This is a genomic window from Micromonospora sp. NPDC049359 (genome assembly GCF_044466585.1).
Classification (GTDB): Bacteria; Actinomycetota; Actinomycetes; order Mycobacteriales; family Micromonosporaceae; genus Micromonospora.
Window position 1 is genome coordinate 178,515 of record NZ_JBITMW010000005.1, and the last position, 25,380, is coordinate 203,894.

Sequence of the window (25,380 nt, forward strand, 5' to 3'; positions counted from 1 at the left end):
GCCGTGCCTGAGCCGGACCGCTTCCGAGCCGCCGTACACCTGTGGGCGGCCGGCGGCCCCGATGCCGCGACGGCCGCCGCAGCCGCCCGGGAGTCGGCGGCCGGCCTGCGTACGGTCGTCCTCGTCGAGGGGGTCAGCGACCAGCGCGCGGTGGAGGCCCTGGCGGAGCGACGGCACCGTGACCTCGCCGGTGAGGGTGTCTGCGTGGTGCCGCTCGGCGGCGCGATGAGCGTCGGCCGGTACCTGCGGCTGTTCGGGTCGCAGGGCCTCGCCGTCGCGGTACGGGGGCTGTGCGACGAGGCCGAGGAGGGCTTCTTCCGCCGTGGCCTGGAGCAGGCGGGCTTCGGTGCCGCCCTGGACCGGTCGGCGATGGAGGCGCTCGGGTTCGGGGTCTGCGTTACCGACCTGGAGGACGAGCTGATCCGCGCCCTGGGCAGCGACGGCGTGCGGCGGGTCATCGCGGACCAGCGGGATCTGGCCCGGTTCCGGGTCTTCCAGAACCAGCCCGCCCAACGTGGCCGGTCGATCGAGCGGCAACTGCGTCGTTTTCTGGGCACCATGAGCGGGCGCAAGGCGCGCTACGCCGAGGCGCTCGTGCGGGCGCTCGACCCGGATCGGGTGCCGCGCCCGCTGGACCGGCTGCTCGCCGACTGAGTCTCAGGCCGGCACGACCGGCAGGTCCAACACCTCGTCGACCTCCCGGCGCGGGGTGGGTCGGCCCGGCTGGCCGTACCCGACGCGCAGCACCATCTGCGGGGTGCCGAACCGCCCCAGCGACACGCGTAGCTGCTCCCGCGCCGTCGGGACCTCGATCGGCTGGGACAACATCGACACGCCCAACCCGGCGTCGACGGCGGTGAGCAGCACCCGTTGCAGGGCCTGACCGGCGACCACCTGGTCGATGGCGGTGTTACCGACCGAGCCGAGCACCCCGACCAGCGGCTCGGGTTCGAAGTCCCGCCCCGGCGCGCGGTCGCGACCGCCGAAGCCGCGCGTCGGCAGCACATCCTGTGGCTCGTGCTGCGGGCCGCCGGCCGAGGTGGGTACGCCGTCCGGCGCGGACTCGTGACGCAGCCACTGTTCCCGCTCGGCGCGGTACGCCGGGTCGCGTTCCAGCACCCGGTGCGCGCCACGGGCGATCTCGCCGAACGCGTTCACGGCGCTCACCCCGACCAGTAGCTCCAGCCAGCACCCCTCGGCGCGGGCCGCGTCGCCGAGCCGCCAGCGGGCGTCGGACGGCACCGGGTCCGGCCAGAACGGCAGCCGGTTGCTGAACCGGCGGGGGATGGCCGTGTGCAGGCTCTGCTCGGTGGGGCTGGGCCGGCGCGGGAGGTCCGGCACCAGTCGGGCCAGCAGATCCGGCTCGGCCGGGTCCGGACGCAGTCGCACCCGGGCGGGGACGCCGGCCACAGCCAACGCGATCCGCAGGTTGAACAGGGCCGCGCCGCAGGCGACCCGTACGCCCCAGCCGCTGGGGTCGGTCTCCGGCAGCCGACGTGACGGGTCGGCCAGCACCTCGATCCCGCCGGCACGCAGCCGGAACCGCCACGGCTGCGTGTTGTGCAGCGACGGCGCCCGGACCGCGCTGTCGGCGGCGGTCCGCAGGTGGTTCGCGGTGTAGCCGATGTCCATGGCGGTGCTCCTTTCCCTGGGCCGGTCGTCGAGCCGCGACGGCTGGCACACCCTCACGGTCCGCCGATCGGGCGGCGGCGAGCAGGGCCGGACGTCCCGACCCACCGGGCCCGACCGCCCCATCGACGGTCGGTCCCTCCGTTCGGGACCTTCGGCCCGTGCACCCGTCGTGCGGCGCGGGTAGAAACGAGGGATGATCCGCGTCTTCCTCCTCGACGACCACGAGGTCGTCCGCCGTGGCCTGGCCGACCTGCTGCAGAGCAGCGGCGACATCGAGGTGGTCGGTGAGTCCGGCTCCGCGCAGGAGGCGTCGCGTCGCATCCCGGCGCTGCGGCCGGACGTGGCGATCCTCGACGCCCGGCTGCCCGACGGCAACGGCATCGACGTGTGCCGCGACGTCCGGGCCGTCGACTCGTCCATCAAGGGCCTGATCCTGACCTCGTACGAGGACGACGAGGCGCTGTTCGCCGCGATCATGGCGGGTGCCGCCGGGTACGTGCTCAAGCAGATCCGCGGCACCGATCTGGTCGACGCGGTGCGCCGGGTGGCGGCCGGGCAGTCCCTGCTCGATCCGGCGATCACCACGCGGGTGCTGGACCGCATCCGCAACGGCGTCGAGCAGCCGCGCGAGTTGAAGTCGCTCACCGAGCAGGAGCGGCGGATCCTGGAGTACGTGGCCGAGGGGCTGACCAACCGGGAGATCGCGGGAAGGATGTTCCTCGCGGAGAAGACGGTGAAGAACTACGTGTCCAGCGTGCTGGCCAAGCTGGGCCTGGAGCGCCGCACCCAAGCGGCGGTCCTGGCCACCCGCCTGCTCGGCAAGACCCCCTGAGCCGCCCCCATTCCCGCGATCTTGCACTTTCTGCGCCGACAAAGCCGACCTTGCTCCTCATATCGTCCACCGAAAGTGCAAGATCGGCGCGGTCGGAGGACTGGCGTCGGTCAGTCGCGCAGGGGCACTGACCAGTGCAGCTCGGTTCCGTGGGGGTCGGCGGGGCGGATCGTGAAGGCGCCGTTGCGGCGGTCGGCGCGTTCGCGCAGGTTGATCAGGCCGCCTCGGGCCGCACTCGGGTCGCAGCCCACCCCGTCGTCGGTGACCGTCACGCTCACCTGCTCGCCCTCGACGCGTACGGCCACGTCGACGCGGGTGGCCCGCGCGTGGCGGACCGTATTGGACAGCGCCTCGCGCAGCACGGCGGCCAGCTCCGGGCGGATGGCGTCGGGGACGGCACTGTCCACCGGGCCGGTCAGCTTCAGGTGCGGCTTGAAACCCAGGGATTCGGCGGCCAGCTCGACCGCCTCGCGGATCTCGGTACGCAGCGCTGCGGTCATCGGTGTCCGCAGCTCGAAGATGGTCCGCCGGATGTCGCGGATGGTGTCGTCGAGGTCGTCGACGGCCGCGTTGATCCGTTTGGCGACCTCGGGGCGGGCCATCATCGGCGCGGCGCTCTGCAACTGCAGGCCGGTGGCGAAGAGCCGCTGGATCACCACGTCGTGCAGGTCCCGGGCGATCCGCTCGCGGTCCTCCAGGACCACCAACAGCTCGCGCTCCTCCTGACCACGCGCCCGTTCCATGGCCAGCGCCGCCTGACCGGCAAAGCTGCCCAGCAGCGCCACGTCCTCTTCGCTGGCGCCGCCGCCGCGCTCGGGCCGGTGCGCCACGATCAGCACGCCGTGCAGAGTGTCGGCGGTGGCCAGCGGCGAGACGATCGCGGGCCCGGTGTGCAGCAGCGCCGGCCACGGCGCGGCGTGGGCCAGGTCGTCCACCTGGTCGTGCCGGCCCTCGGCGACGGCCGCCCCGAAGCTGGTGTCGGCGGCCGGCAGGACCGCGCCGACCAGCGCGCGGGCCTGCTCGTCGACGCCGTCGACGACCTCCACGGTGAACTGCGCGGACTCGCTGTCGTGCAGCAGCACCAGCGCCAGCTCCGCCTCGGCGACCTCCCGGGCCCGTCGGGCGACCAGCGCCAACGCGTCGGTGCGGCGTACCTCGCCGAGCAGCACAGTGGTGATCTCGGCGGTCGCGGCGAGCCAGCGTTCCCGCCGGTGGGCCAGGGCGTACAGGCGGGCGTTCTCGATGGCCACGCCGGCGGCGGCGGCGAGCGCGACGACGATCTCCTCGTCGTCCTCGGTGAACTGCGCGCCGCCCTGCTTCTCGGCCAGGTAGAGGTTGCCGAACACCTGGTCCCGGATGAGTACCGGCACGCCCAGGAAGCTGTGCATGGGCGGGTGGTTGGCGGGGAAGCCGTAGGAGCGCGGGTGCTGGGTGATGTCCGGCATGCGCAGCGGGCGCGGATCGTCGATGAGCAGGCCGAGCACACCCCGCCCGTGCGGCAGGTCGCCGATCTGCGCGTGCTGCTCGGGCGTGATGCCGTGCACGATGAAGTCGTGCAGCAACCGGTCCGGGCCGACCACGCCCAGCGCGCCGTACTGGGCGCCGACCAGCTCGCAGGCCGCCTGCACGATGCGCCGCAGGGTGGTGCGCAGATCCAGGTTGGTGCCGATGCCGACGACCGCGTCGAGCAGCGCCCGCAGCCGCTCCCGGCTGGTCATCACCTCGCCGACCCGGTCCAGCATCTCCTGGAGCAGTTCGTCGAGGCGAACCCGCGACAGCGGGCTCAGCCCGAGCGACGGCGTCACCGGGGTTTCCGGGCGAGGCTGCGGGACGCTGCTGGTCACCGCGCGATCGTAGCGTCGACCGGCGGCGACGATCGACCCGTCAGGCCTGGTCGCCGCGCACCGCCGAGGTGTCGACCACCTGCTCGCTGGCCAGTCGCGGGGTGTGCGGCGGCCCCGCGTGCGCCGGGTCCGCGATCCCCAGGCGCAGCACGAGGTACGGGAAGCCGATGCCGGCGAGCACCTGACGCAGTGTCTGCCGGGTTCCCGGGACCTCGACGACCGCGCTGAGGGGTACCACCGACACGCCGAGCCGGGTCGCGGTCAGCCAGGCGGCGGAGAGGGCTTCACCGGCACGGAGCCAGCTGTCCCGGTCGTCCTCGTCGCCGTGCAGCAGCGCGTACACCGCCATCCGGTCGTGGCCGGGACCGATCGGCAGGCTGCCGGGGCGGCCGAAGTCGCGGCCCGGCACGGTGGTCTGTGGCGGCTCCGCGGGGAGCACGTCGGCGGGCAGGCCGGTGCCGGTCTCGGCGCGGCTCGTCCAGTACGCCATCTCGGCGCGCAGCTCCGGGTCCTCGGCCTCGACCGCGCCGGCGTGCCCGGCCGTGGCGGCCAGCTCCAGCACCTGGTCGCGGTCGAGGATCTGCAGGCGGCTGCCCTCGGCGGTGACCGCCCGGGTGATCTCCCCCATCGCGTCGGTGGGCACCGGCTCGTCGCTGACCGGCCGTCGGTCGGTGTGCCGCACCGACATGCACTGCACGAGGCGCATGGCGTCCGGATCGGCCTCGGTCCGGCTCAGGTCGGTCAGACGGGCCACCAGGCTCTCCTCGCCCGGGTCGGGCAGGCGGCGCACCACCGCGCGCCAGCCCTCGGCGGCCAGCGCCACCCGGGCGTGGTGCAGGGCGGCGCCGCAGCTGACCGCCAGCAGTCGCCCTTCCGGGTCGCCGGCCGCGAGCTGCCGGTCGGCGACCGTGTGCAGTTCCAGCGAGTCGGGGAGTACCCGCCAACGCCAGGGCTGCGTGTTGTGCACCGAGGGGGCGTGGCCGGCGGTGGCAGCGGCCTCCGCCAGCGCGGTGGTCAGCGAACTTTCCTGACTCATCGTCACGACCTTTCCGTCTCGACCATCGTGCCCAACCTTCGACTTGTAAGGAGGGTGCCCTTCCTATACACCAGGCGTTAGAAAGGGGCCCTTCCTTAGCGCGGTGTGTTGCCGTTTCATCGTGCGCTTTGCTGGGCGGTGTGCCGGAGGGTCGGGCGTCAACGCTCCCGGACGACGGCGACCGGGCAGCCGGCGTGCTGGATGACCTGCTGGCTGACCGAGCCGAGCAGCATCCCGGCCAGCCCGCCCCGTCCCCGGCTGCCGACGACCACCAACTGGGCCGACCGGCTCGCCTCGATCAGCGTCGCCGCCGGACTGCCCCCGACGAGGTCGACCGTGACCTCCAGCTCGGGGAACGTCCGCCGCCAGGGTTCGACCGCCTCCTCGACGGCCGCCCGCTCGTCGGGCGTCCCGGCCGCCCCACCCGGGCCCGGTGTCCAGGCGTGCAGCACGCGCAGCGGTACCCGTCGTTGGGTTGCCCGCTCGGCCGCGAAGCCGAGTGCCACCAGCGACGGCTCGGAGGCGTCCACCCCGACCGTCACGGGGTCGGCCGGGCCGTGGGCCGCGCCGTCGCGGACGATGACGACGGGACAGTGAGCGTGCGCGGCGACCGCCACCGCCGTCGAGCCGGCCAGCAGCCCGCCGAACCCGCCGTGGCCCCGGCTGCCGAGCACCAGCATCCCCGCGTCGGTGGAGCGTTCCTGCAACACGAGGGCGGGCGGTCCGTCGTACACCTCGCCGGTGACCGTCAGGCCGGGATGCGCGGTGGCGGCGTCCGCGGCGGCCTTGCGGACCAGGTCGTCCACCTGCCGCCGGGCGGTGTCGTCCGGCCAGATGCCGGGCGCCACACCCGGACCGACCCAACTGGCCACGGTCAGCCATTCGAAGATGTACGCCAGCCGCACCGGCTGACCGCTGCGCTCGGCCTCGGCCAACGCCCAGTCAAGGGCCACCGACGCGTCGGTCGAGCCGTCGTAGCCGACCAGAATCTCCGCGTCCCGCACGTCGTCCTCCTTCAGGGGTTGGTCGGGTCGGTCTCGCGGACCCACCGCCACTCGGCGACCTGTGGGTCGTCCTCGCCGTACCGGCGGGTGTAGTCGCGGGCCGCCTGTCGGGCGTCGACCATCCGCTGGCGTAGGTGCGCGGCGCGCGCGCCCAGCCCCGGCACCCGGTCGATGACGTCGATGACCAGGTGGAACCGGTCCAGGTCGTTGAGCATCACCATGTCGAACGGGGTGGTGGTGGTGCCCTCCTCCTTGTAGCCGCGTACGTGCAGGTTCTCGTGGTTGGACCGGCGGTAGGTCAGGCGGTGGATGAGCCAGGGGTAGCCGTGGTAGGCGAAGATGACCGGTCGGTCCGGGGTGAAGATGGTGTCGAACTCCTTGTCGGGCAGGCCGTGCGGGTGTTCGGTGTCCGGTTGCAGGCGCATCAGGTCGACGACGTTGACCAGGCGGACCTTCAGCTCCGGCAGGTGCTGGCGCAGCAGGTCGGCGGCGGCCAGCGTCTCCAGGGTGGGCACGTCGCCGCAGCAGGCGAGGACGACGTCCGGCTCGCTGTCGTCGTCGGTGCTGGCCCACTCCCAGATGCCGAGGCCGCGGCGGGTGTGCTGGATCGCCTCGTCGACGGTGAGCCAGCTGGGCGCCGGCTGCTTGCCGGCCACGACCACGTTGATGTAGTGCCGGCTGCGCAGGCAGTGGTCCATGGTGGCGAGCAGGGTGTTGGCGTCCGGCGGCAGGTAGACGCGGACCACCTCGGCCTTCTTGTTGACCACGTGGTCGATGAAGCCCGGGTCCTGGTGGGAGAAGCCGTTGTGGTCCTGCCGCCAGACGTGGCTGGACAGCAGGTAGTTCAGCGAGGCGATCGGCTGTCGCCAGGGGATGGCCCGGGTCACCTTCAGCCATTTGGCGTGCTGGTTGAGCATCGAGTCGACGATGTGGATGAACGCCTCGTAGCTCGTGAACACCCCGTGCCGGCCGGTCAGCAGGTAACCCTCCAGCCAGCCCTGGCACAGGTGCTCGGACAGCACCTCCATGACCCGGCCGTCCGGGGAGAGGTGGTCGTCGCCGGGGACCGTGGCGGCCAGCCAGGCGCGGTCGGTCACCTCGAAGGCGGCGCCCAACCGGTTGGACGCGACCTCGTCCGGGCCGAACAGCCGGAACGTCTGCGGGTTGGCGGCGATCACGTCGCGGATCCACGGACCGAGCACCCCGGTCGCGCCGGCCATCGGCTGACCCGGCTCGGGTACGTCCACGCCGTACGCGCCGAAGTCGGGCAGGGCCAGGTCGCGCAGGACCACTCCGCCGTTGGTGACCGGGTTGGCGCTCATCCGCCGGTCACCGCGCGGCGGCAGGGTCCGCAGCTCGTCGACCGGCGCTCCGGTGGCGTCGAACAGCTCCTCCGGTCGGTAGCTGCGTAGCCAGCGCTCCAGCTCGGCCAGGTGCGCCGGGTTGTCACGTACGCCGGACAGCGGCACCTGGTGCGCGCGGTAGGTGCCCTCCACCTCCGTACCGTCGACCTCGTGCGGTCCCGTCCAGCCCTTCGGCGTCCGCAAGATGATCATCGGCCAGCGGGGACGCTCGACGACGCCGCCGGAGCGGGCCCGGCGTTGGATCGTGGCGATCTCGTCCAGCGCCCGGTCCATGGTGGCGGCGAGAGTGCGGTGCACCATGCTCGGGTCGTCGCCGGCCACCACGTACGGCTCGTAACCCGAGCCCCGCATGAGGTCGAGCAGGTCCGCCTCGGGTATCCGGGCCAGCACGGTCGGGTTGGCGATCTTGTAGCCGTTGAGGTGCAGGATGGGCAGCACCGCGCCGTCGCGCGCCGGGTTGAGGAAGACGTTGGAGAGCCAACTGCCGGCCAGTGGGCCGGTCTCCGCCTCACCGTCGCCCACCACGCAGGCGACCACGAGATCCGGGTGGTCGAACGCGGCGCCGTAGGCGTGGCTCAGGGCGTACCCCAGCTCGCCGCCCTCGTGGATCGAACCTGGCACGTCCGCCGCGACGTGGCTGGGGATGCCGCCGGGGAAGGAGAACTGGCGGAACAGCCGGGCCATGCCGGTCTCGTCGCGTGCGACGTCGTGGTAGCGCTCCGACCAGGTGCCCTCCAGCCACGTGTTGGCCACGATCGCCGGGCCGCCGTGCCCGGGGCCGGTGACCAGCATGGCGTTCAGGTCGCGGGCGACGATCACCCGGTTGAGGTGGGCGTAGATCAGGTTGAGCCCGGGGCTGGTGCCCCAGTGCCCGAGCAGCCGGGGCTTGATGTCGTCGGGGGTCAGCGGCTCGCGCAGCAGGGGGTTGCCCAGCAGGTAGATCTGCCCGACGGTGAGGTAGTTCGCGGCCCGCCAGTAGGCGTCCAGCCGGCGCAGCTCGTCGTCGGTGAGTGCGCGCTGCGCGTCGAGAGCGGTGTCCATGATGCTGCCTCTCGCGGGTAGGGGGTGGGTGTTCGCCGTCCAGCCTCGCCGCTGCGGACGTGGTTGGTCAGGGTCGTTGGTCCCGGGTCGGGTGGGCGTCGGGCCCGGTCAGCGGCACCTCGGCGAGGCCGCGTACGACGACGACCGGGGCGGGGGAGTGGTAGAGCAGGGACTGGGCGACCGCGCCCAGCATGGCGCGTCCCGGTTCGTCACCCCGGGCGGCGACCAGCGCCATCTGGGCCGACCGGGACGTGTCGATGAGCACCTGCGCGGGGTCGCCGCGGACGACCCGGCACTCGGTGGGCACTGCGGTGTGCCGGCCGGCGTGCCGGGCCAGCGCCTCGCCGAGCTGCTCGGTGACCGCGTCGGTGTCCTCGTCGCTCTCCACCACCCGCAGGGCCACGAGGCGTGCGCCGCGTCGGGCGGCGCACTCCACGGCCCACCGCAGGGCGAGGTGCGAGCTGGGCGAGCCGTCCACTCCGGCCAGGACCGGTCCCTGCGGCGGCGGTTCGCGGCGGACCACCAGCAGTGGGCAGTTGGCCCGCGCCGCCAACTGCACGGCGGGCGTGTCGGCCGGTACGCACTGACCGCTGCCGGCCATTCCGCTGTCCCCGACGGCCAGCAGGAAGGCCGTCTCGGACCGGCGGATGAGGGTGGGCAGCAGGGCGCTCTCGACGATCTCGGCGCGCACGGTCAGGCCTGGTTCGACCTGGTGGGCGAGCTGGGCGGCCCGGGTGATCAGACTCTCGGCGGCGTCGCGGGGCGCGGCCACGGTGTCCGCCGCGAAGGCGGCGTGCCAGTCGAAGGTGTGCACCAGGTGCAGGGGCCGCCCGTGGCCGGCGGCCTCGTGGGCGGCCTGCTCCACGACCGGTAGGTCACCGTCCGAGCCGAGGCCGACCAGCACCTCCGCGTCGGCCGATGCCGCCATCCGATACCACCTCCCGGGCGTCGCGCCCGGCACGACCACGCTGTCCCCGTACCGAGGGTAGTCGGATGACTGCGGCGTGTGGGTGGGATCGACCCATGGGGTACGCGAACCAGGGCTCGCGGTGTCAACGAATGTTGACGAACGCCGTCTGTCAACGTATGTTGACACCCATGAGTCAGGCAACGGAACTCGCGGCGGCAGCCGGCAGCACCGACCCCCGGGTCGGGCTCCGCGCCGTCCGCGCGCTGCGCCGGCTGCTCGAGCGACTCGAGGTGGTCCAGGTGGACAACGCCCGGCGACAGGGCTGGTCCTGGCAGGAGATCGCCGACGCGCTCGAGGTCAGCCGGCAGGCGGTGCACAAGAAGCACGCCGGGCGACCGGCGGTCAACTCATCCTGGGAGGCGTGATGTTCGAACGGTTCACCGATCGGGCGCGAGGCGTGGTGCGGCGGGCGCTCGAGGAGGCCCGGGCCGAGGGCCGGCGGCCGGTCGGCACCGAACACCTGCTGCTCGCCCTGCTCGCCGACGACGACGGCCTGGCCGGCCGGGTGCTGGCCGACGCCGGGGTCCGCGCCGACGACCTGCGCGAGCGGGTCCGGCGGCACACCACGGGCGGGGGCGCCGGCCTCGGCGACGCGGACGCGGCGGCGCTGCGCGAGATCGGCATCGACCTCGCCGCGATCGTGGCCCGCATCGAACAGTCCTTCGGCCCCGACGCGCTGCGCGAGGCGGTGCCGGCCCCGCGTCGCCGCTGGGGGCGTCGCCGCTACCTGGGCGGCCCGTTCTCACCCCGCTCGAAGAAGGCGCTGGAGCTGTCGTTGCGGGAGGCGCTGCGGCTGCGACACAAGCACATCGGCACCGAGCACATCCTGCTCGGGGTGCTGCGTGAGGGCCAGGGACTGGGCGCGCTGGTGCTCACCGAGGCCGGGGTCGACCTCGACGATCTGCGCCGCCGGGTGGAGGCGGCGCTGCGCGCGGCGGCGTGACGGGCACCCGCGCGTTGAAACCTGTCTGTGGCACTTCCGACGCCTGCGGTTCGCCGGGTCGCTGACAGCGGCCCGGTGCTGCACACTGACGCCGTGGATGCTGGACAGGACAGGCGCCCCTCAGGTGGCGACGGCGGGCTGCGCTCCGCCGTGGTGGTCAACCCGGCGAAGGTCACCGATCTCGACGAGCTGCGCCGCACCGTGAACGACGCGCTCGCCGCCGCCGGGTGGCCCGAGCCGCGGTGGTTCGAGACGACCGTCGACGACCCGGGCCGGGGCCAGACCGAACAGGCCGTCAAGGACGGCGTCGACCTGGTCTTCGCCTGCGGCGGCGACGGCACCGTGATGTCCTGCGTCAGCGCGCTTGTCGGCACCGACGTGGCCCTCGCCGTTCTGCCGCAGGGCACCGGCAACCTGCTCGCCGCCAACCTCGGCCTCTCCACCGACCTCCCGGCGGGCCTCCAGGTCGCCGTCGAACGCGGTCGGCGGCTGCTCGACGTCGGCGCGGTGGAGGACCAGTACTTCACCGTGATGGCCGGCATGGGTTTCGACGCCCAGATGCTCGACGCCACGAACGAGACCACCAAGGCCCGCATCGGCTGGCCGGCGTACGTGATGGGTGCCGTGAAGCACCTGCGGGACCGGCCGATGCGGGTGCAGATCCGCATCGACGACCGGCCGGCGGTGCGCCGCCGGGCCCGCTCGGTGCTGATCGCCAACGTCGGCCGGCTCCAGGGCGGCGTGACCCTGCTGACCGAGGCCGAGCCGGACGACGGTTGGCTCGACGTCGCCGTGCTCACCCCGCGTAACCTGCGGCACTGGCTCGCGCTCGGCTGGGCCGTGGTCCGCCGCAGCGGCCAGGTGCCGCAGATGGAGGTCTTCCGCGGCCGGACGGTGGTGGTCAGCAGCAACCGCCCGCAGCCACGGGAGCTGGACGGCGACCTCATCGCCCCCGGACGGCGGCTCCGCGCCGAGATCCGGCCGCAGGCGTTGTGGCTCTGCGTTCCGCAGCCCGAGGACGCTCCCGACCTGTCCGTCGACGCACAGGGCGCCGGGGAGCGGGGCGAGCAGCTGATCGAGGAAGCGCGCCGTGAGTAGCACCCGGATCGTGCCGGAGACCCGGCTGATGGCCGACGAGGAGCTGTCGGCCGACGACGCCTGGCGCACACTGCGCCGCAAGGGCGGCTGGCACCTGCTGCGGGACGCGTTCATCCGGTTCCGCTACGGCGACGGGTTCAGCCACTCCCGCGCGTTCGCGTTGCAGCTCTGCCTGGCCGTGGTGCCGTTCCTCATCGCGCTCACCGGTCTGATCAGCGAGCTGGGCGTCGAGGAGGGCGGCCGGGTCGTCGCCGACACCGTGCTGGCGCTCACCCCCGGCCAGAGCGCCGAGGTGGTCGGCGAACTGCTCGGCGAGGGTGAACGCGTCGAGGACGCGGGGGAGTTGGCGCTCACCCTGGGTCTGCTCACCGGTCTGGTCGCGCTGACCACCACGATGGCCCAGATCGAGCGGGGCGCCAACCGCATCTACGGTGTCGAGCGGGACCGCCCGGCGTTGTGGAAGTACCTGCGGGCGGCCGTCCTGGCGGTCACCGCCGGTCTGCCCGCGCTGGCCGGCTTCCTGATCCTCGTCGGCGGCGGGGCGATGGGCGACTCGGTGCGCGAGCACTACGAGTGGGGCGAGACCGCCAACATCATCTGGAACGTGATCCGGTTTCCGTTGAGCCTCGGCCTGACCGTGCTCGCCGTGGCGGTGCTGTTCCGGCACGCGCCGCGCCGCAACCAGCCCGGCCTGTCGTGGCTGTTCTTCGGCGCCGGCATAGCCACCGCCCTGTGGTGGCTGGCCAGCCTGCTGCTGGCCGCGTACGTCAAGTTCAGCGAGGGCTTCGGGCAGACGTACGGCGCGTTGACCGGCATGATGGCGCTGCTGCTGTGGGCCAACCTGACCGGCATGGCGCTCTTCGGCGGGCTGGCCTTCGCCGCCCAGTTGGAGGCGCTACGGATCGGCGTGCAGGAGCCGGCGCAGCCCGACCTGTGGGAGCCGGAGGCCGACCGCGCCGAGTTGTTCGACACCGGTGACATGACCGCGCTCTGAGCGCGTCCGGGTGTACGCCGGACGCGGATCGGGTACCTCGCCTCGCCAGGTACGACAAGGGAGGTGCGGGGTGACCGCGGTCAAAGATGTGACTCGGCGTCCGATCGGTCACTTCGCCGAACGGAGCATCGCCGGTCTGGTCGCCGTCATCGGCGCCGGTGCGGCGTTCGGACTGTTGCTGTTGCTCGTCCGCTTCCGGTGGAGCCCGTTGCAGGACGCCGACCACGAGCTCGCCGAGTGGTTCAACTCGCTCGTCGCCCCACACCACCCGCTGGTGACCGTGCTCCAGGCGGTGACCGACCTGGGTGGCCGGCCGATCCTCATCTGGCTGGTCGCGATCCCCGCGATCGGTCTGCTGATCCGGCGGCAGCCCCGGCTGGCCGTCTACCTGATCGTCACGGGGGTCGGCGGGCTGATCCTCGACCCGTCGCTCAAGGCGCTCGTCGGTCGACTCCGCCCGGTGGTAGACGTCCCGGTGGCCAGCGCGCCCGGCAACAGCTTCCCGAGCGGGCACGCGCTCGGCTCCATCGTCGCGTACGGGGCGCTGCTGCTGGTGTTCCTGCCGGCGATGGCGCCCCGTTGGCGCAAGCCCGCGATCGTCGGCGTCGGCGTGCTGGTGGCGCTGATCGGGTTGACCCGGATCGCGCTGGGCGTGCACTTCGTCTCCGACGTGCTGGGCGCCTGGCTGCTCGGTGCCGCCTGGCTGGGCGTCACCGCGTACGCCTTCCGGCTGTGGCGGCGCGAGCGCGGCAAGCCGGTGCCGCCGCTGACCGAGGGCCTGGAGCCGGAGGCGGGGCACGACATCGCCATCGCCCCGGCCGAGGAGCGCGTGCTGGCGCATCCCCGCTCGGCGGTGGCCGAGCTGCTGGTCGGCTGGGTGCTGGTGTTCGGCGCGCTGTACGGCTTCGGCATGTTCGTCAGCTACCACGCCAAGGGCACCTTCTTCGCGACCCTGGATACCGAGGTCCCGCGCTGGTTCGCCGACCGGCACACCGACGTGCTGACCGATGTGAGCTGGTGGTGGAGCAAGTTCGGGGACACCCACGCCATCCTGCTCATCTCGCTGGTGTTCTGCCCGCTGGTGCTCGCGGTGTGGCGGCGGTGGCGGCCCGTGCTGTTCGTGGTGCTGGCGATGGTCGGTGAGCTGACCCTCTTCCTCGCCTCGGCGCACGTGGTCGGCCGGCCGCGTCCGCCGGTGGAGAACCTGGACGGGCAGATGCCCACCTCCTCGTTCCCGTCCGGGCACATCGCGGCCACGATCTGCGTCTGGCTGGCGATCACGCTGATCGTGTTCCCGCGTACCGACCGCTGGTGGCGGTGGATCTTCGTGGCGCTGGCCGTGATCATGCCGGCCGGGGTCGCGATCTCCCGGATGTACCGGGGGATGCACCACCCGACCGACTTCATGGGCGCGATCCTGCTCTCGGCGCTCTGGATCGGCCTGCTGTACCTCGTGATCCGCCCCAACGCCGACCTGGCGGAGGGCAACCAGCCGGCCATCGAGTCGGAGGACGTGGACACCCTCGACGACGAGCTGGCGCGGGCCGGCCGACCCGACTGAGCACCGCGATGCTGCGGGTGATGACCTGGAACATCCGTACCGGCGGCCGGGGTGGCGGCTCCGACCGGCTGGACCGGGTGGTCCAGGTCGTCGACCAGCAGGCGCCGGACGTGCTGGCGTTGCAGGAGCTGCGCGGCTTCGACCGGGCGGGACTGATGGCCGCCATCGCGGACCGGGTCGGGATGACGCCCCACCTGGCCCGGTCCTGCTTCGGGCAGCCGGTGGCGGTGCTGGTCCGGCCGCCGTACCGGGTGCTCGCTGCGGGGCCCCTGCGTCGGCCGTTCCACCACGCCGCCGCCCGCGTCGAGGTGGCCACCCCGGCCGGGCCGCTCACCGTGCTCGGCACCCACCTGTACCCGTACTCCGGAGGCCGCCGACGGATGGAGGTCGACTGGCTGGTCGCTGCCCTGCGCCGCGCCCCCGGGCCGTTGACCCTGCTCGCGGGTGATCTCAACTCGCTCGATCCGACGGTTGACCACACCGCCCGTCTGGACGGACTGCCCGCTCTCTACAAGCGACGGCACCTACGTCGGCGTGGCGGCGCCGTGGACACCCGCGCGGTCGCCCGGCTGCTCGCCGCCGACCTGGTCGACCTGTGGCCGTCCGCCAACGCCGACGCGCCGGAGGCCGCGGGTCTGACCGTCCCCACCCGGTTCGGCGGCGCGGAGTTCGCCGGGATGCGCCTGGACTACCTGTTGGGCAGCCGAGCGGTGGCCGAGCGGGTGCGGAGCTGCCGGGTGATCCGCGACGCGACGACGGACACAGCCTCCGACCACTATCCGCTGCTGGCCACCATCGACCTGTGACCGCGCCGGGGGCCCCGGCGGATGGCGTTGCCGGGCTACCGTGCCCACCGTGACCGACCGCCCCACCCTTCGTCCGCCGCCGGCCGCGCCGTCGATCGACCGGCCGGCCGCGCCGACGGTGACGCTCGCGGCCCGAGCTCCGTCGGCGGTGGGCACGACCGAGCCGGACACCGTCGCGCTGCCGCTCGTCGCGGCCGTCGCGCGCGGTGTCGCGCTGGTCTTCGTGCTGCCGGTACGCCTGCTCTGGGAGCTGATCGCGGCTGCCGGCCGGCTGCTGGGCCGGTACCTGCTCACCCCGGTTGGACGGTTCCTGCGCGACTGGCTGGTGGCCCCGTTGGTCTGGGCCCTGGACCGGCTGGTGTGGCGTCCGCTGCTCTGGTGCGCCGACCATCTGCTGTGGCGTCCCCTGCGCTGGGTGGCCCGCAATCTCGTCTGGGTGCCGTTGGTGTGGCTGGGGCGCGGTGTCGCGTGGGTGGCCCGCAATCTCGTCTGGGTGCCGTTGGTGTGGCTGGGACGGGGTGTGGCGTGGGTGGCCCGCACGCTTGTCCGGCTGCCGCTGGTGTGGCTGGCGTACGCCTTCGCCGGGGCGGTCCGCACGATCCTCTGGACGCCGCTGGTGTGGTTGGCCCGCCACGGGCTGCGCCCACCTCTGGTGGCCCTGGGCCGGGCGCTGGTCTGGCTGGCCGAGCACCTGGTCGTGCGGCCGCTGCGCTGGCTGGGCGTGGCCCTCGCCCCCGCCGGACGGCTGCTGTGGCGCGGCGTCGCCGTGCTCGCCGGGGCGGTGGGCGCCTTGCTCGTCGCGCTGGCGCGGGCGGTCCGGTGGGTCGTGGTCGGCCTGGCGCGGGGAGTCTGGTGGCTCGTCGTCGGGTTCGGCCGGCTGGTCGTGGCCGCGCTGGTGGGGGCGTGGCGGACCGCCGGCTGGCTGCTGCGGTGGGTCTACCGACTGCTGCTGCGCCCGGTCGGGCTGGGGCTGCGCTGGCTGTGGCGGCACACCGTACGTCCGCTGCTGTCGGCCATCCGCTGGGTCTGGTCGGTGACGGTCGTACCGGTGGCGCGTGGCCTGCGAGCGGCCTGGCGGGCCACCGTCGCGCCGGCGGCCCGGTGGACCCGGCGTGCGGTGCTCGACCCGGCCCGGGTGGCGTCCCGCGAGGTGTTGAGCGCACTGGGTCTGCGCCGCTGACGACGCCTCAGCGCACCAGCTTGAGCAGGACCGTCAGCCGCAGCTCGGTCAACCCGACCCGGCCGGCGGGCGTGCGCCCGGCCGGCCGGATCCGCTCGCGGCCCGTCGGGTGGCTCACAGTTCCCGGAGCCGGGGCAGTAGCTGATCCTGCGCCCAGTCCAGGAACATCGGCTGGGTCTCCCCGCCGACCTGGATGATCGCCACGTGCGTAAAGCCGGCGTCGACGAACTTGCGGAACGCGTCGACGTGCGCTTCCACGTCCGGGCCGCAGGAGATGCCCTCGGCGACGTCCTCCTCGCGGACGAACTGGGTGGCGGCGGCGAAGGACTCCGGCCCCGGCAGGTCGGCGTTGACCTTCCAGCCCATGCCGAACCAGCGGAACTGGTCGTGCACGATCTTGCGGCACTCGGCCTCGTCCGGGCCGTAGCAGATCGCCACCTGCCCGTAGCGGGGCTGGCCCGCGCCGCCCGCGTCGTCGTACATCTCGATGATGTGCCGGTCGGGCTCGGTGGAGACGAGGCCGTTGCCGTACTCGGCGGCGAGCGTGGCGGACTGCCGGCCGGAGGCGGCGATCGCCATCGGAACGGGCCGCGCGGGGCGGTCCCAGACGTAGGCGTCGGGTACGTCGAAGTGGTTACCGGAGAAGGTCAACGTCTCGCCGTTGAGCAGCGGACGGATGATCTGCAACGCCTCCTCGAACATCTCGTGGCGCTGCTGCACGTGCGGCCAGCCGCCGACCACGTGCTCGTTGAGGTTCTCCCCGGCGCCCAGGCCGAGGGTGAACCGCCCGTCCGAGAGCGCGCCGATGGTGCTGGCCTTCTGGGCGACCACGGCCGGGTGGTAGCGGCGGATCGGGCAGGTCACGAAGGACATCAGCTCCGCGCGGGAGGTGGCGTGCGCGACCGCGCCGAGCACCGACCAGGCGTACGGGGAGTGGCCCTGCGAGTCCAGCCACGGGTAGTAGTGGTCGGACATCACCAGTTGGTCGAAGCCGGCCGCCTCGGCCCGCACCGCGTGGTCCACCAGTTGCTTCGGTCCGGCCTGCTCGCACATCAGGGTGTAGCCGACGCTCACCATCCCGTTATCTCCTTCTCGCCGACGGTTCGTCCCGGGATACCCAGGTCAGCAACGGTCAACCCTCCCGTCCGGTTCGACCGGGCGATGCTTGACGGATGTCGTGGACCCGCCTACGGTCCTCTTAACCGGTTAAGACCCTCGGTGTGGCGCACATCCTGTGGTGGGGATGACCGCCCCGTGACGGCCCGCGTCCGCGCGGGCCGTCACGGCCGTCCGCCCCTTCGAGCGTTCTACTGAACCGGTTGCGAGGGCTGATCCATCGCCCTAGGCTGATGCGCGCCGCCGGGAGTCGGGCGGCGGCTGTCGGGCTGCAGCCGCCTTCCCCTGTCGTACCCCACCCTCGCCGGGCATCGGGGGTCCTCCCTGAGGAAGGCCATGAAGACTCGACTCTCCGCCGTCGGCGCCGCCCTGCTCGCGCTGCTGTTCGCCGTGCTGGCGTTCGGTCAACCGGCGCACGCCGCGGCCGGCTTCTCCGTCGCGGGCGGCAAGCTGTACGACGCCAACGGCGCCGAATTCGTCATGCGCGGCGTCAACCACGCGCACACCTGGTACCCGCAGCAGACCAGCTCGTTCGCCAACGTCAAGGCGCTCGGCGCGAACACCGTGCGGGTGGTGCTCGCCAGCGGCGACCGCTGGACCCGGAACACCAACGCCGACGTCGCCTACGTCATCTCGCTGTGCAGGACCAACCGGCTGATCTGCGTGCTGGAGGTCCACGACACGACCGGGTACGGCGAGCAGAGCGGCGCGATCACCCTGGACCGCGCCGTCGACTACTGGCTCAGCCTGAAGGACGTGCTGGTCGGCCAGGAGCGGTACGTTCTCGTCAACATCGGCAACGAGCCGTACGGCAACCAGAACTACGCCTCGTGGGCCGCCGACAGCGCCAACGCGATCAAGCGGCTGCGGGCCGGGGGCCTGACCCACACCATCATGGTGGACGCCCCGAACTGGGGTCAGGACTGGTCGTTCACGATGCGCGACAACGCCGCGTCGGTCTTCGCCGCCGACCCGGCCCGCAACACGCTCTTCTCCATCCACATGTACGGCGTCTTCGACACCGCTGCCGAGATCACCGACTATCTGGGCCGCTTCCGTGCGGCGGGGCTGCCCATCGTGGTCGGTGAGTTCGGCTTCAACCACTCCGACGGCGACCCGGACGAGGACACCATCCTCGCATACAGCCAGGCCAACGGGATCGGTTGGCTCGGCTGGTCGTGGAGCGGCAACGGGGGTGGCGTCGAGTATCTCGACATGGCCACCGCCTTCAACCCGGCCAGCCTGACCACCTGGGGGCAGCGGGTCTTCAACGGCGTCAATGGCATCCGGCAGACCTCCCGCGAGGCCACCGTCTTCGGCGGCCCCCCGCCACCCACCACGCCCCCGCCGACCACGCCCCCGCCGACCACGCCCCCTCCGACCACGCCCCCTCCGACCACGCCCCCTCCGACCACGCCCCCTCCGACCACGCCCCCTCCGACCACGCCCCCTCCGACGACCACGCCGCCGCCCGCCGGTGGCTGCGCGGCGACGTACACCATCACCAACCAGTGGCAGGGTGGCTTCCAGGGTGAGGTGCGGGTGACTGCCGGCGCGTCCGCGATCACCGGCTGGACCACCCGGTGGACCCACGCCAACGGCCAGAGCGTCACGCAGGCCTGGAACGCCACGGTCACCAGCAGCGGTGCCACGGTGACCGCGCGGAACGCGGACTACAACGGCCGACTGGCCGCCGGCGCCAGCGCTACCTTCGGCTTCCTCGGCGGCTGGAGCGGCGCCAACCCCACACCGCAGGTGAGCTGCACCGCCAGCTGAGCGACCGGCGGCGACCGACGCCAGGTGGCCGGGCCCGCACCGGGCCCGGCCATCGCGTCGTTCGGGTGACCGAGAGCGGTCAGTGCTGCTCGCCGGTGAGGTTCACGATGACCACGCCCGCGATGATCAGCGCGATGCCCACGAGCTTGACCGGCCCGACCGACTCGCCCAGGAACACCGCGCCGATCGCCACGATGGCCGCGGTGCCCAGGCCCGACCAGAGGGCGTACGCGACACCGACCGGTATCTCCTTCACGGCCTGGGCGAGTAGGAGGAACGCCAGCGCGTAACCGGCGAGGCAGCCCAGTGTCGGCCAGAGGCGGGTGAACCCGGCGGTGCTCTTGATCAGGCTGGTCGCCACCACCTCGGCGAGGATCGCGATTCCCAGCAGCACGTACGCCATGCGGCCCCTCAGTCCTCGGTTCCCGGTCGAGCCATCGAGTGTTCCACCCCAGCATCGGCCAGGCGGGCGGCGCGCATGGTGAGGTAGCGCTGTTCGGGGAGGCTGCTCGTGCGGGCGGCGGCATCCCGGTAGTCCGCGATGGCCCGTTCCCGGTCGCCGGCCATCTCGTGCAGGTGCGCGCGGGCGGCGGGCAGCCGGTGGTGTCCGGCCAGCCGGGGATCGTCGGTCAGCGCGTCGAGAGCGCGGAGGCCGGCAGCGGGCCCGTGCACCATGGCGGTCGCGACGGCCCGGTTGAGCGCCACCACCGGGGTGCCGGCCAACCGATCCAGCACGTCGTACAGCGCCAGGATCTGGGGCCAGTCGGTCGCGTCGGTGCCGGGAGCCTCGTCGTGCAGGGCGGCGATGGCGGCCTGCACCTGGTAGGGGCCGACCGGGCCGCGCGGCAGCGCCGCCGTGACCAGTGCGACGCCTTCGGCGATGGCCGCCGCGTCCCAGCGGCTGCGATCCTGCTCGGCCAGTGGGATCAGCTCTCCGGAGGGCCCGGTTCGTGCCGGGCTGCGCGCCTCGGTGAGCAGCAGCAACGCGAGCAGCCCGGCGGTCTCACTGTCGTCGGGCAGGCGTACCTGCAGCGCCCGGGTCAGCCGGATCGCCTCGGCCGCGAGGTCGACCCGGCGCAGGTCCGGGCCGGCGGTACTGGTGTGCCCCTCGGTGAAGATCAGGTAGAGCACCTGTCGGACGGCGGCCAGCCGATCGGCCCGCTCCGCCTCCTCGGGCATCCGGAACGGCAGCCCGGACGCGCGGATCCGCTGCTTTGCCCGGCTGATCCGCTGCGCCATGGTCGCCTCGGGCACCAGGAACGCGCGGGCTATCTCGGCGGTGCTCAGACCGCCGACCGCGCGCAGGGTCAACGCGACGGCCGACGCCGCGGCGAGGGCCGGGTGGCAGCAGAGGAAGAGCAGGACCAGGGTGTCGTCCCGCTCGGCGGTCAGCTCCTCGTCCGGGGCCGGCGCGTACCGCCGGTCGTCCGGGTCCTGACGGGTGACCAGGTCCTCACGGCGACGCCGGGCCTGCTCGCCGCGGATCAGCTCGATCATCCGGCGGTAGCCGACCTGGATCAGCCAGCCCCGGGGGTTCGTCGGCAGCCCGTCGGCCGGCCACTGGCTGGCGGCGGCGAGCAGCGCCTCCTGGACGGCGTCCTCGGCGGTGGCGAAGTCACCGAACCGGCGGGTGAGCACGCCGAGGACCTGCGGCGCCAGTTCGCGCAGCAGGTCCTCGATGCGAAGGTCGGTGGTCAGCGCTCACAGCTCCTGCGACGGAGCGGACATCACCGGGTGCACCTCGATCGGCATGTTCAGCGGCCGACCGCCGGGGCCGGGCGCGGTGGAGATGTGCGCGGCCAGCTCCACCGCCCGCTGCGGGCTGTCGACGTCGACGATCCAGAAGCCCGCGAGGAACTCCTTCGTCTCGGCGAACGGCCCCTCGGTCACGACCGGCGCGCCGCCCTCGCCGGCACGTACGATCCGCGCCTGCTGCGGGCCGCCGAGGCCCTGCGCGTCGACCCACTCGCCATCGGCAGCCAGCTTCTCGTTGACCTCACCCATGAACGCGACGTGCGCCCGGACCTCGTCCTGCGTCCAGGTGTCGATGCCGGGGAAGTCGGTCCCGGTGGCGCTGAACTGCATCAACAGCATGTACTTCATCGTCTCGCTCCTCACGCCCGCGCACCGTGGTCGGTGCTCTCACCCTGAGGTAGAAGCCGACGACACCGTTCTCGACACCCCGGACAAAGAAATTTCTAGCCGACCTCGTCGACCTCGAACAGCAGGCTCTGTTCGGGGTGCAGCGCGGGTAGCTGCACGCCCACCCGGGCCAGCGCCGCTCCGCTGAGCGTGACGCCGGACGCCAGCCAGGGCGGCCCGGACAGGTCGATCGTCGCCGGAGGTGGCACGTCCGGGACCGGGCGCACCCGGTAACGCCGCGCCGGGTCGAGACCGGGCAGCCGTACCGCGCCCGGGGTCTGCGCCACCGAGGTGGCGAGCCGGGCCACCGCGTACACCGCTCGGGTCTTGTCCTTCTCGACCACGCCGTGCGCCCAGACGGCCGGGTCCGGGTGGTCGACCCGGACCACCCGCCCGGAGTGCAGCAGCGGGCGCAGCCGCTTGTGCAGTGCCACCCAGTCGGTCAGCTCGGCCTGTTCGGCGGCGCTGATCGAGGCGATGTCCCACTCGATGCCGTGGTGACCGAACAGCGCCGTGGCCGCCCGGAAACCCAGGTCGTGTACGCGGTGGGTGGTGTGCGAACGCTGCGGCCCGATGTGCGTGCCGACGAGCTCCGGTGGCAGCAGCAGCCCGGTCCAGCGCTGGATGCCGAGCCGTTCCAGGGCGTCGTTGCAGTCGCTGGCCCAGACCCGGTCGGTGCGGGCCAGGATGGCCAGGTCCACCCGGGCGCCCCCGGAGGAGCAGCTCTCGATCTCCACGCCGGGGTGGCGTCGGCGCAGCTCGTCGAGGAGGCGGTAGACCGCGAGGGTCTGCCCGTGCACCCCGGGCCGGCCGTGGTGCCCCGCCTCGGCGAGGTCCCGGTTGTGGTCCCACTTGAGGTAGCTGATCCCGGGATGCTCGGTGAGCAGCGCGTCGAGGCGTTCCAGCACGTAGTCGTACGCCTCGGGGCGGCCCAGGTCGAGCACCTGCTGCCGGCGCCAGGCGGGCGGCAGCCGTCCCGGCAGGGTCAGCAGCCAGTCGGCGTGCGCGCGGAACAGGTCCGAGTCGGGGTTGACCATCTCCGGCTCCACCCACAGGCCGAACTGAAGGCCGTGGCCGGTCACGTGGTCGATGAGCGGTTGCAGGCCGTCGGGCCAGATGTCCTCGTCGACGTACCAGTCGCCCAGCCCGGCCGTGTCGTCGCGCCGGCCGCGGAACCAGCCATCGTCGAGCACGAACCGTTCCACGCCGATCTGCGCGGCGCGGTCGGCGAGGGCCCGCAGCCGGTCCAGGTCGTGGTCGAAGTAGACCGCCTCCCAGACGTTGAGGGTGACCGGGCGCGGGGATCGCGGGTGTCCGGGCCGCGCCCGCACGTGCGAGTGGAGTACGTCGCTGAGTCCGTCCAGCCCCTCGTCGGACCAGACGGCGTAGAGCAGTGGAGTCTCGTACGCCTCGCCGGGGGCGAGTCGGATCTCGCCGGGGGCCAGCAGTTCCCCGCCTCCGAGGGTGGAGTCGCCGGTGGGCCGGCGTTCGGCGACGGTGAGGTGGTCGCCGCTCCACGCGGTGTGCACCGCCCAGATCTCGCCGTGGCCGAAGTCGAACCCGGCGGTGCCGGCCACCAGCAGCAGGGTGGCGTCGTGTCCGGTGCGACCGTGCCGCCCCTCGCGGAACCACGCGCCGTGCTGCCACGGGTGCCGCTGCGGGGAGCGTTCGCGGCACCAGCGGCCGGTCAGGTCGAGCAGTTCGGTGGCGACCGCCGGCACCGGGAGCACCGGGGTCAGCTCCCGCACCTCGTACGCGCCGTCGCCGTCGTTGCGGAGCCGGTGCCGGATGGTCAGCAGGCCGTACGGGTCGAGCGTGATCTCGATGGTCAGGGACAGCCCGGCGGCCGCGTCGGACGCCCGTACGGCGACCCGGGCCGGGGCGTCGGCCGGATCGTCGACGGCGAGACCGTCGAGCCGGAACGCGGTGGACCAGTCCCGCCCGTCGCGGTGCCCGGCCAACCCCGGTCGGCCGCTCCACCCGGCGCTCGCCTCCGGCAGCAGCGACAGCACGGGTGGCTCGTCGAAGCTGCTCGGCACCACCGGTGGCACGGTCGCGTCCACGAGGTGGCGCAGGCCGTCGTCGTCCAGGTCGCCGACGTCGCCACCCCAGTGCGCCACGCGGGGCAGCCCCGGGCCGCGCGCGTCGAGCACCAGGCTGGTCCGCCCGCGGCGCAGGTGCAGGATCGTCATCCTTTGGAGGCTCCCAAGGTCAGGCCCCGGACGAAGTGCCGCTGGAGCATAAAGAAGATCACGAGGGTGGGGATCGCGACGAGCACGCTGCCCGCCGAGACCAGGTTGTTGTCGGTGAAGAACTGGCCGCGCAGGTTGTTGAGTGAGCTGGTCACCGGGAACTTGTCACCGGTACGCATGAGGACGGTGGCCCAGAAGAACTCGTTGTAGATCCAGGTCACCTCCAGGGTGGCCAGTGCGGCCAGGGCCGGCCGGCACAGCGGCATGGTGATCTGCCAGTACTGCCGCCAGACACTCGCGCCGTCGACCATCGCCGCCTCGTACAGGTCGTGGGGGAGCGCCTTCATGTAGTTGCTGAGCACGAAGACGCAGAACCCGCACTGGAAGGCGACGTTGATCAGGATCAGGCCCCAGTAGCTGTCGTAGAGCAGCTCGGAGTCGCTCATGAACTCCGGCAACGGCACCTCGGTGAACAGTCGGAACAGCGGGATGAGCAGCGCCTGTTGGGGCAACAGGTTGGCGGCGGTGAACACCCCGAGCAGGAGGAGGTTGATCTTCCAGCTGAACCGGGCGATGACGAACGCCACGCAGGAGGCGAGGAGGAGCGTCAGCAGCACCGCCGGCACCGTGATGTAGACCGAGTTGAGGAAGTGCTTGCCGAACTCCGCCTGATCCCAGGCCGTGACGTAGTTGTCGATGGTCCAGCCGCCGAACGAGACGTAACCGTGGGCGGCGGTGTACTGGTACGAGCGGAACGACGTGAGGACCGCCCAGGCGATCGGGAAGAGCCAGATCAGCGCCACGGCGATGAGGAAGCCGTGCAGCAGCATCCGCAGCGGGGTCAGCCGGCGTCGGCGGATCGGGGTGTCGACGCTCATTTCCGGTTCTCCCTCATCACGGTCGCCAGGTAGATGGTGATGAAGACCAGCGAGACGACCAGCATGATCGTCGCCAGCGCCGAGCCGAAGCCGATCCGGCTCGCCTCACCCACCACGTTCTGGGTGACCAGTGCGGAGATCAACTCCAGGCCGTTGCGGCCCTTGTTGACGACCCAGACCAGGTCGAACGCCCGCAGCGACTCGATCACGGTCACCACCAGCACGATGATGTTGATCGGTCGCATGACCGGGAAGACGACCCGGAAGAACGTCCGGACCTCGGACGCGCCGTCGACCGCGGCGGCCTCGCGCAGCGACGGGTCGACGCCCTTCAGCCCGGCCAGGTAGAGCAGCATGATGTAGCCGACGTGTCGCCAACCGGAGGCGACCATGACCGCCCAGATGTTGACGTTCGAGTCGCCGTACCAGTCGGTGCCGGTGCCGAGGACCGCGTTGATCAGACCCTGGTCACGGGAGTAGAGCAGCTGCCAGACGAAGCCGATCAGCGCCAGCGAGAGCACCACCGGCAGGTACAGCGCCGTCTGGTAGAAGCGGCTGCCGCGCAGCTCCTTGTCGAGCAGCACCGCCAGGAACATGCCGAACGGCGTGGCGACCACGAACAGCACGGCCAGCCACAGCAGGTTGTGCTGGACCGCTGGCACGAACGGCGGGTAGATGTTCACCACGTCGCTGTAGTTGCGCCCGCCGACGAACTCGATCTCGTTGAGTGGACCGATGCCGTCCCAGTCGGTGCCGGACAGCACCACGGTCGCCAGGGCCGGCAGCCAGACGAGCGCGGTGACGAGCAGCAGTGGGACGAGCACCATCAGCGTGATGACCACGCGGTCGGTGGGGGACAGGAGCCGTAGCCGCCGGCGACGACCACCCGTGGAGGTGGTCGCCGGCGGCGGCGGCACGGCGCGATCCGCTTGGATCAGGGGTAGGTCGGACACGATGTCCTTCCCCTTCCG

The 25,380-nt window shown here is 72.6% G+C and carries 23 protein-coding genes; 10 read left to right on the forward strand and 13 right to left on the reverse strand.

Going from position 1 to position 25,380, the window contains the following annotated elements; translation table 11 throughout:
- Positions 1-3 precede the first annotated feature (3 nt).
- The gene (locus tag ACIBTX_RS14350; RefSeq protein ID WP_357123021.1) at positions 4-654 is read left to right on the forward strand and encodes a TOPRIM nucleotidyl transferase/hydrolase domain-containing protein; all 651 of its coding nucleotides are present in this window, start codon (positions 4-6) and stop codon (positions 652-654) included.
- A 3-nt stretch (positions 655-657) separates the two neighbouring features.
- On the opposite strand, the gene ACIBTX_RS14355 is transcribed toward ACIBTX_RS14350, so the two are convergent.
- A complete protein-coding gene (locus ACIBTX_RS14355; protein ID WP_357123024.1) occupies positions 658-1,632 on the reverse strand; it encodes an Acg family FMN-binding oxidoreductase in 975 nt (324 codons plus the stop codon).
- Positions 1,633-1,825: 193 nt separating this feature from the next.
- On the opposite strand from ACIBTX_RS14355, the gene ACIBTX_RS14360 reads away from it, so the two are divergent.
- A complete protein-coding gene (locus ACIBTX_RS14360; protein ID WP_357123027.1) occupies positions 1,826-2,464 on the forward strand; it encodes a response regulator transcription factor in 639 nt (212 codons plus the stop codon).
- A 110-nt stretch (positions 2,465-2,574) separates the two neighbouring features.
- Here the strand turns inward: ACIBTX_RS14360 and ACIBTX_RS14365 are convergent, their stop codons facing one another.
- The 5 genes from ACIBTX_RS14365 to ACIBTX_RS14385 form a co-directional block, all read right to left on the reverse strand.
- Entirely contained in the window at positions 2,575-4,251 is a 1,677-nt protein-coding gene (locus tag ACIBTX_RS14365) for a GAF domain-containing protein (RefSeq protein ID WP_396832620.1), read from the reverse strand.
- Positions 4,252-4,348: 97 nt separating this feature from the next.
- Positions 4,349-5,344, reverse strand: a complete 996-nt coding sequence (locus ACIBTX_RS14370) for an Acg family FMN-binding oxidoreductase (RefSeq protein ID WP_363661047.1) — start codon at positions 5,342-5,344, stop codon at positions 4,349-4,351.
- A gap of 158 nt (positions 5,345-5,502) precedes the next feature.
- Positions 5,503-6,348 (reverse strand): universal stress protein, encoded by an 846-nt coding sequence (locus ACIBTX_RS14375; RefSeq protein WP_357123034.1) that lies wholly within the window; start codon positions 6,346-6,348, stop codon positions 5,503-5,505.
- 11 nt (positions 6,349-6,359) lie between these two features.
- Entirely contained in the window at positions 6,360-8,753 is a 2,394-nt protein-coding gene (locus ACIBTX_RS14380) for a phosphoketolase (RefSeq protein WP_396832553.1), read from the reverse strand.
- A 67-nt stretch (positions 8,754-8,820) separates the two neighbouring features.
- On the reverse strand, positions 8,821-9,681 hold the full coding sequence (locus ACIBTX_RS14385; RefSeq protein ID WP_396832554.1) for a universal stress protein: 861 nt from the start codon (positions 9,679-9,681) through the stop codon (positions 8,821-8,823).
- 170 nt (positions 9,682-9,851) lie between these two features.
- On the opposite strand from ACIBTX_RS14385, the gene ACIBTX_RS14390 reads away from it, so the two are divergent.
- The 7 genes from ACIBTX_RS14390 (at position 9,852) to ACIBTX_RS14420 (ending at position 16,305) form a co-directional block, all read left to right on the forward strand.
- A complete protein-coding gene (locus ACIBTX_RS14390) occupies positions 9,852-10,088 on the forward strand; it encodes an HTH domain-containing protein (protein WP_007457155.1) in 237 nt (78 codons plus the stop codon).
- Entirely contained in the window at positions 10,088-10,666 is a 579-nt protein-coding gene (locus tag ACIBTX_RS14395; RefSeq protein ID WP_357393424.1) for a Clp protease N-terminal domain-containing protein, read from the forward strand. The genes ACIBTX_RS14390 and ACIBTX_RS14395 overlap by 1 nt, the downstream gene beginning before the upstream one ends.
- Positions 10,667-10,759: 93 nt before the next feature.
- Positions 10,760-11,764, forward strand: coding sequence for a diacylglycerol kinase family protein (locus ACIBTX_RS14400; RefSeq protein WP_357123043.1), 1,005 nt, complete (start codon positions 10,760-10,762; stop codon positions 11,762-11,764).
- Positions 11,757-12,758: a YihY/virulence factor BrkB family protein gene (locus ACIBTX_RS14405; protein WP_355051797.1), complete on the forward strand. Its 1,002-nt coding sequence runs from the start codon at positions 11,757-11,759 to the stop codon at positions 12,756-12,758. Before ACIBTX_RS14400 ends, ACIBTX_RS14405 begins: the two co-directional genes overlap by 8 nt.
- A gap of 70 nt (positions 12,759-12,828) precedes the next feature.
- Positions 12,829-14,319: a phosphatase PAP2 family protein gene (locus ACIBTX_RS14410; protein WP_357123048.1), complete on the forward strand. Its 1,491-nt coding sequence runs from the start codon at positions 12,829-12,831 to the stop codon at positions 14,317-14,319.
- A gap of 8 nt (positions 14,320-14,327) precedes the next feature.
- Positions 14,328-15,125, forward strand: a complete 798-nt coding sequence (locus ACIBTX_RS14415) for an endonuclease/exonuclease/phosphatase family protein (RefSeq protein WP_396832555.1) — start codon at positions 14,328-14,330, stop codon at positions 15,123-15,125.
- Positions 15,126-15,174: 49 nt separating this feature from the next.
- A complete protein-coding gene (locus ACIBTX_RS14420; RefSeq protein ID WP_396832556.1) occupies positions 15,175-16,305 on the forward strand; it encodes a hypothetical protein in 1,131 nt (376 codons plus the stop codon).
- Positions 16,306-16,419: 114 nt separating this feature from the next.
- Here the strand turns inward: ACIBTX_RS14420 and ACIBTX_RS14425 are convergent, their stop codons facing one another.
- The gene (locus ACIBTX_RS14425) at positions 16,420-17,382 is read right to left on the reverse strand and encodes a TIGR03557 family F420-dependent LLM class oxidoreductase (protein ID WP_357123058.1); all 963 of its coding nucleotides are present in this window, start codon (positions 17,380-17,382) and stop codon (positions 16,420-16,422) included.
- 375 nt (positions 17,383-17,757) lie between these two features.
- On the opposite strand from ACIBTX_RS14425, the gene ACIBTX_RS14430 reads away from it, so the two are divergent.
- Complete coding sequence (locus ACIBTX_RS14430) at positions 17,758-19,197, forward strand: cellulase family glycosylhydrolase (RefSeq protein WP_396832557.1); 1,440 nt, start codon at positions 17,758-17,760, stop codon at positions 19,195-19,197.
- A gap of 79 nt (positions 19,198-19,276) precedes the next feature.
- On the opposite strand, the gene ACIBTX_RS14435 is transcribed toward ACIBTX_RS14430, so the two are convergent.
- From ACIBTX_RS14435 to ACIBTX_RS14460, 6 genes are all read right to left on the reverse strand, one after another.
- Positions 19,277-19,600: a DMT family transporter gene (locus tag ACIBTX_RS14435; RefSeq protein ID WP_396832558.1), complete on the reverse strand. Its 324-nt coding sequence runs from the start codon at positions 19,598-19,600 to the stop codon at positions 19,277-19,279.
- An 8-nt stretch (positions 19,601-19,608) separates the two neighbouring features.
- Positions 19,609-20,895 carry a sigma-70 family RNA polymerase sigma factor gene (locus ACIBTX_RS14440; RefSeq protein WP_357123398.1) on the reverse strand — a complete coding sequence of 429 codons (1,287 nt, stop codon included), beginning with the start codon at positions 20,893-20,895 and terminating at the stop codon, positions 19,609-19,611.
- Positions 20,896-20,898: 3 nt separating this feature from the next.
- Complete coding sequence (locus tag ACIBTX_RS14445; protein ID WP_357171335.1) at positions 20,899-21,300, reverse strand: YciI family protein; 402 nt, start codon at positions 21,298-21,300, stop codon at positions 20,899-20,901.
- Between the two features lie 95 nt (positions 21,301-21,395).
- A complete protein-coding gene (locus ACIBTX_RS14450; RefSeq protein WP_396832559.1) occupies positions 21,396-23,531 on the reverse strand; it encodes an alpha-galactosidase in 2,136 nt (711 codons plus the stop codon).
- Positions 23,528-24,409 (reverse strand): carbohydrate ABC transporter permease, encoded by an 882-nt coding sequence (locus ACIBTX_RS14455; protein WP_357123074.1) that lies wholly within the window; start codon positions 24,407-24,409, stop codon positions 23,528-23,530. Before ACIBTX_RS14455 ends, ACIBTX_RS14450 begins: the two co-directional genes overlap by 4 nt.
- Complete coding sequence (locus ACIBTX_RS14460) at positions 24,406-25,362, reverse strand: sugar ABC transporter permease (RefSeq protein WP_357123077.1); 957 nt, start codon at positions 25,360-25,362, stop codon at positions 24,406-24,408. The genes ACIBTX_RS14455 and ACIBTX_RS14460 overlap by 4 nt, the downstream gene beginning before the upstream one ends.
- Positions 25,363-25,380: the final 18 nt, after the last annotated feature.

Coding starts and splice junctions, on each gene's coding strand:
- ACIBTX_RS14425 (WP_357123058.1), bottom strand. CDS start 17,382: ATGGTGAGCGTCGGCTACACCCTGATGTGCGAGCAGGCCGGACCGAAG.
- ACIBTX_RS14370 (WP_363661047.1), bottom strand. CDS start 5,344: ATGAGTCAGGAAAGTTCGCTGACCACCGCGCTGGCGGAGGCCGCTGCC.
- ACIBTX_RS14445 (WP_357171335.1), bottom strand. CDS start 21,300: ATGAAGTACATGCTGTTGATGCAGTTCAGCGCCACCGGGACCGACTTC.
- ACIBTX_RS14455 (WP_357123074.1), bottom strand. CDS start 24,409: ATGAGCGTCGACACCCCGATCCGCCGACGCCGGCTGACCCCGCTGCGG.
- ACIBTX_RS14450 (WP_396832559.1), bottom strand. CDS start 23,531: ATGACGATCCTGCACCTGCGCCGCGGGCGGACCAGCCTGGTGCTCGAC.
- ACIBTX_RS14435 (WP_396832558.1), bottom strand. CDS start 19,600: ATGGCGTACGTGCTGCTGGGAATCGCGATCCTCGCCGAGGTGGTGGCG.
- ACIBTX_RS14385 (WP_396832554.1), bottom strand. CDS start 9,681: ATGGCGGCATCGGCCGACGCGGAGGTGCTGGTCGGCCTCGGCTCGGAC.
- ACIBTX_RS14395 (WP_357393424.1), top strand. CDS start 10,088: ATGTTCGAACGGTTCACCGATCGGGCGCGAGGCGTGGTGCGGCGGGCG.
- ACIBTX_RS14380 (WP_396832553.1), bottom strand. CDS start 8,753: ATGGACACCGCTCTCGACGCGCAGCGCGCACTCACCGACGACGAGCTG.
- ACIBTX_RS14430 (WP_396832557.1), top strand. CDS start 17,758: ATGAAGACTCGACTCTCCGCCGTCGGCGCCGCCCTGCTCGCGCTGCTG.
- ACIBTX_RS14390 (WP_007457155.1), top strand. CDS start 9,852: ATGAGTCAGGCAACGGAACTCGCGGCGGCAGCCGGCAGCACCGACCCC.
- ACIBTX_RS14355 (WP_357123024.1), bottom strand. CDS start 1,632: ATGGACATCGGCTACACCGCGAACCACCTGCGGACCGCCGCCGACAGC.
- ACIBTX_RS14415 (WP_396832555.1), top strand. CDS start 14,328: ATGCTGCGGGTGATGACCTGGAACATCCGTACCGGCGGCCGGGGTGGC.
- ACIBTX_RS14360 (WP_357123027.1), top strand. CDS start 1,826: ATGATCCGCGTCTTCCTCCTCGACGACCACGAGGTCGTCCGCCGTGGC.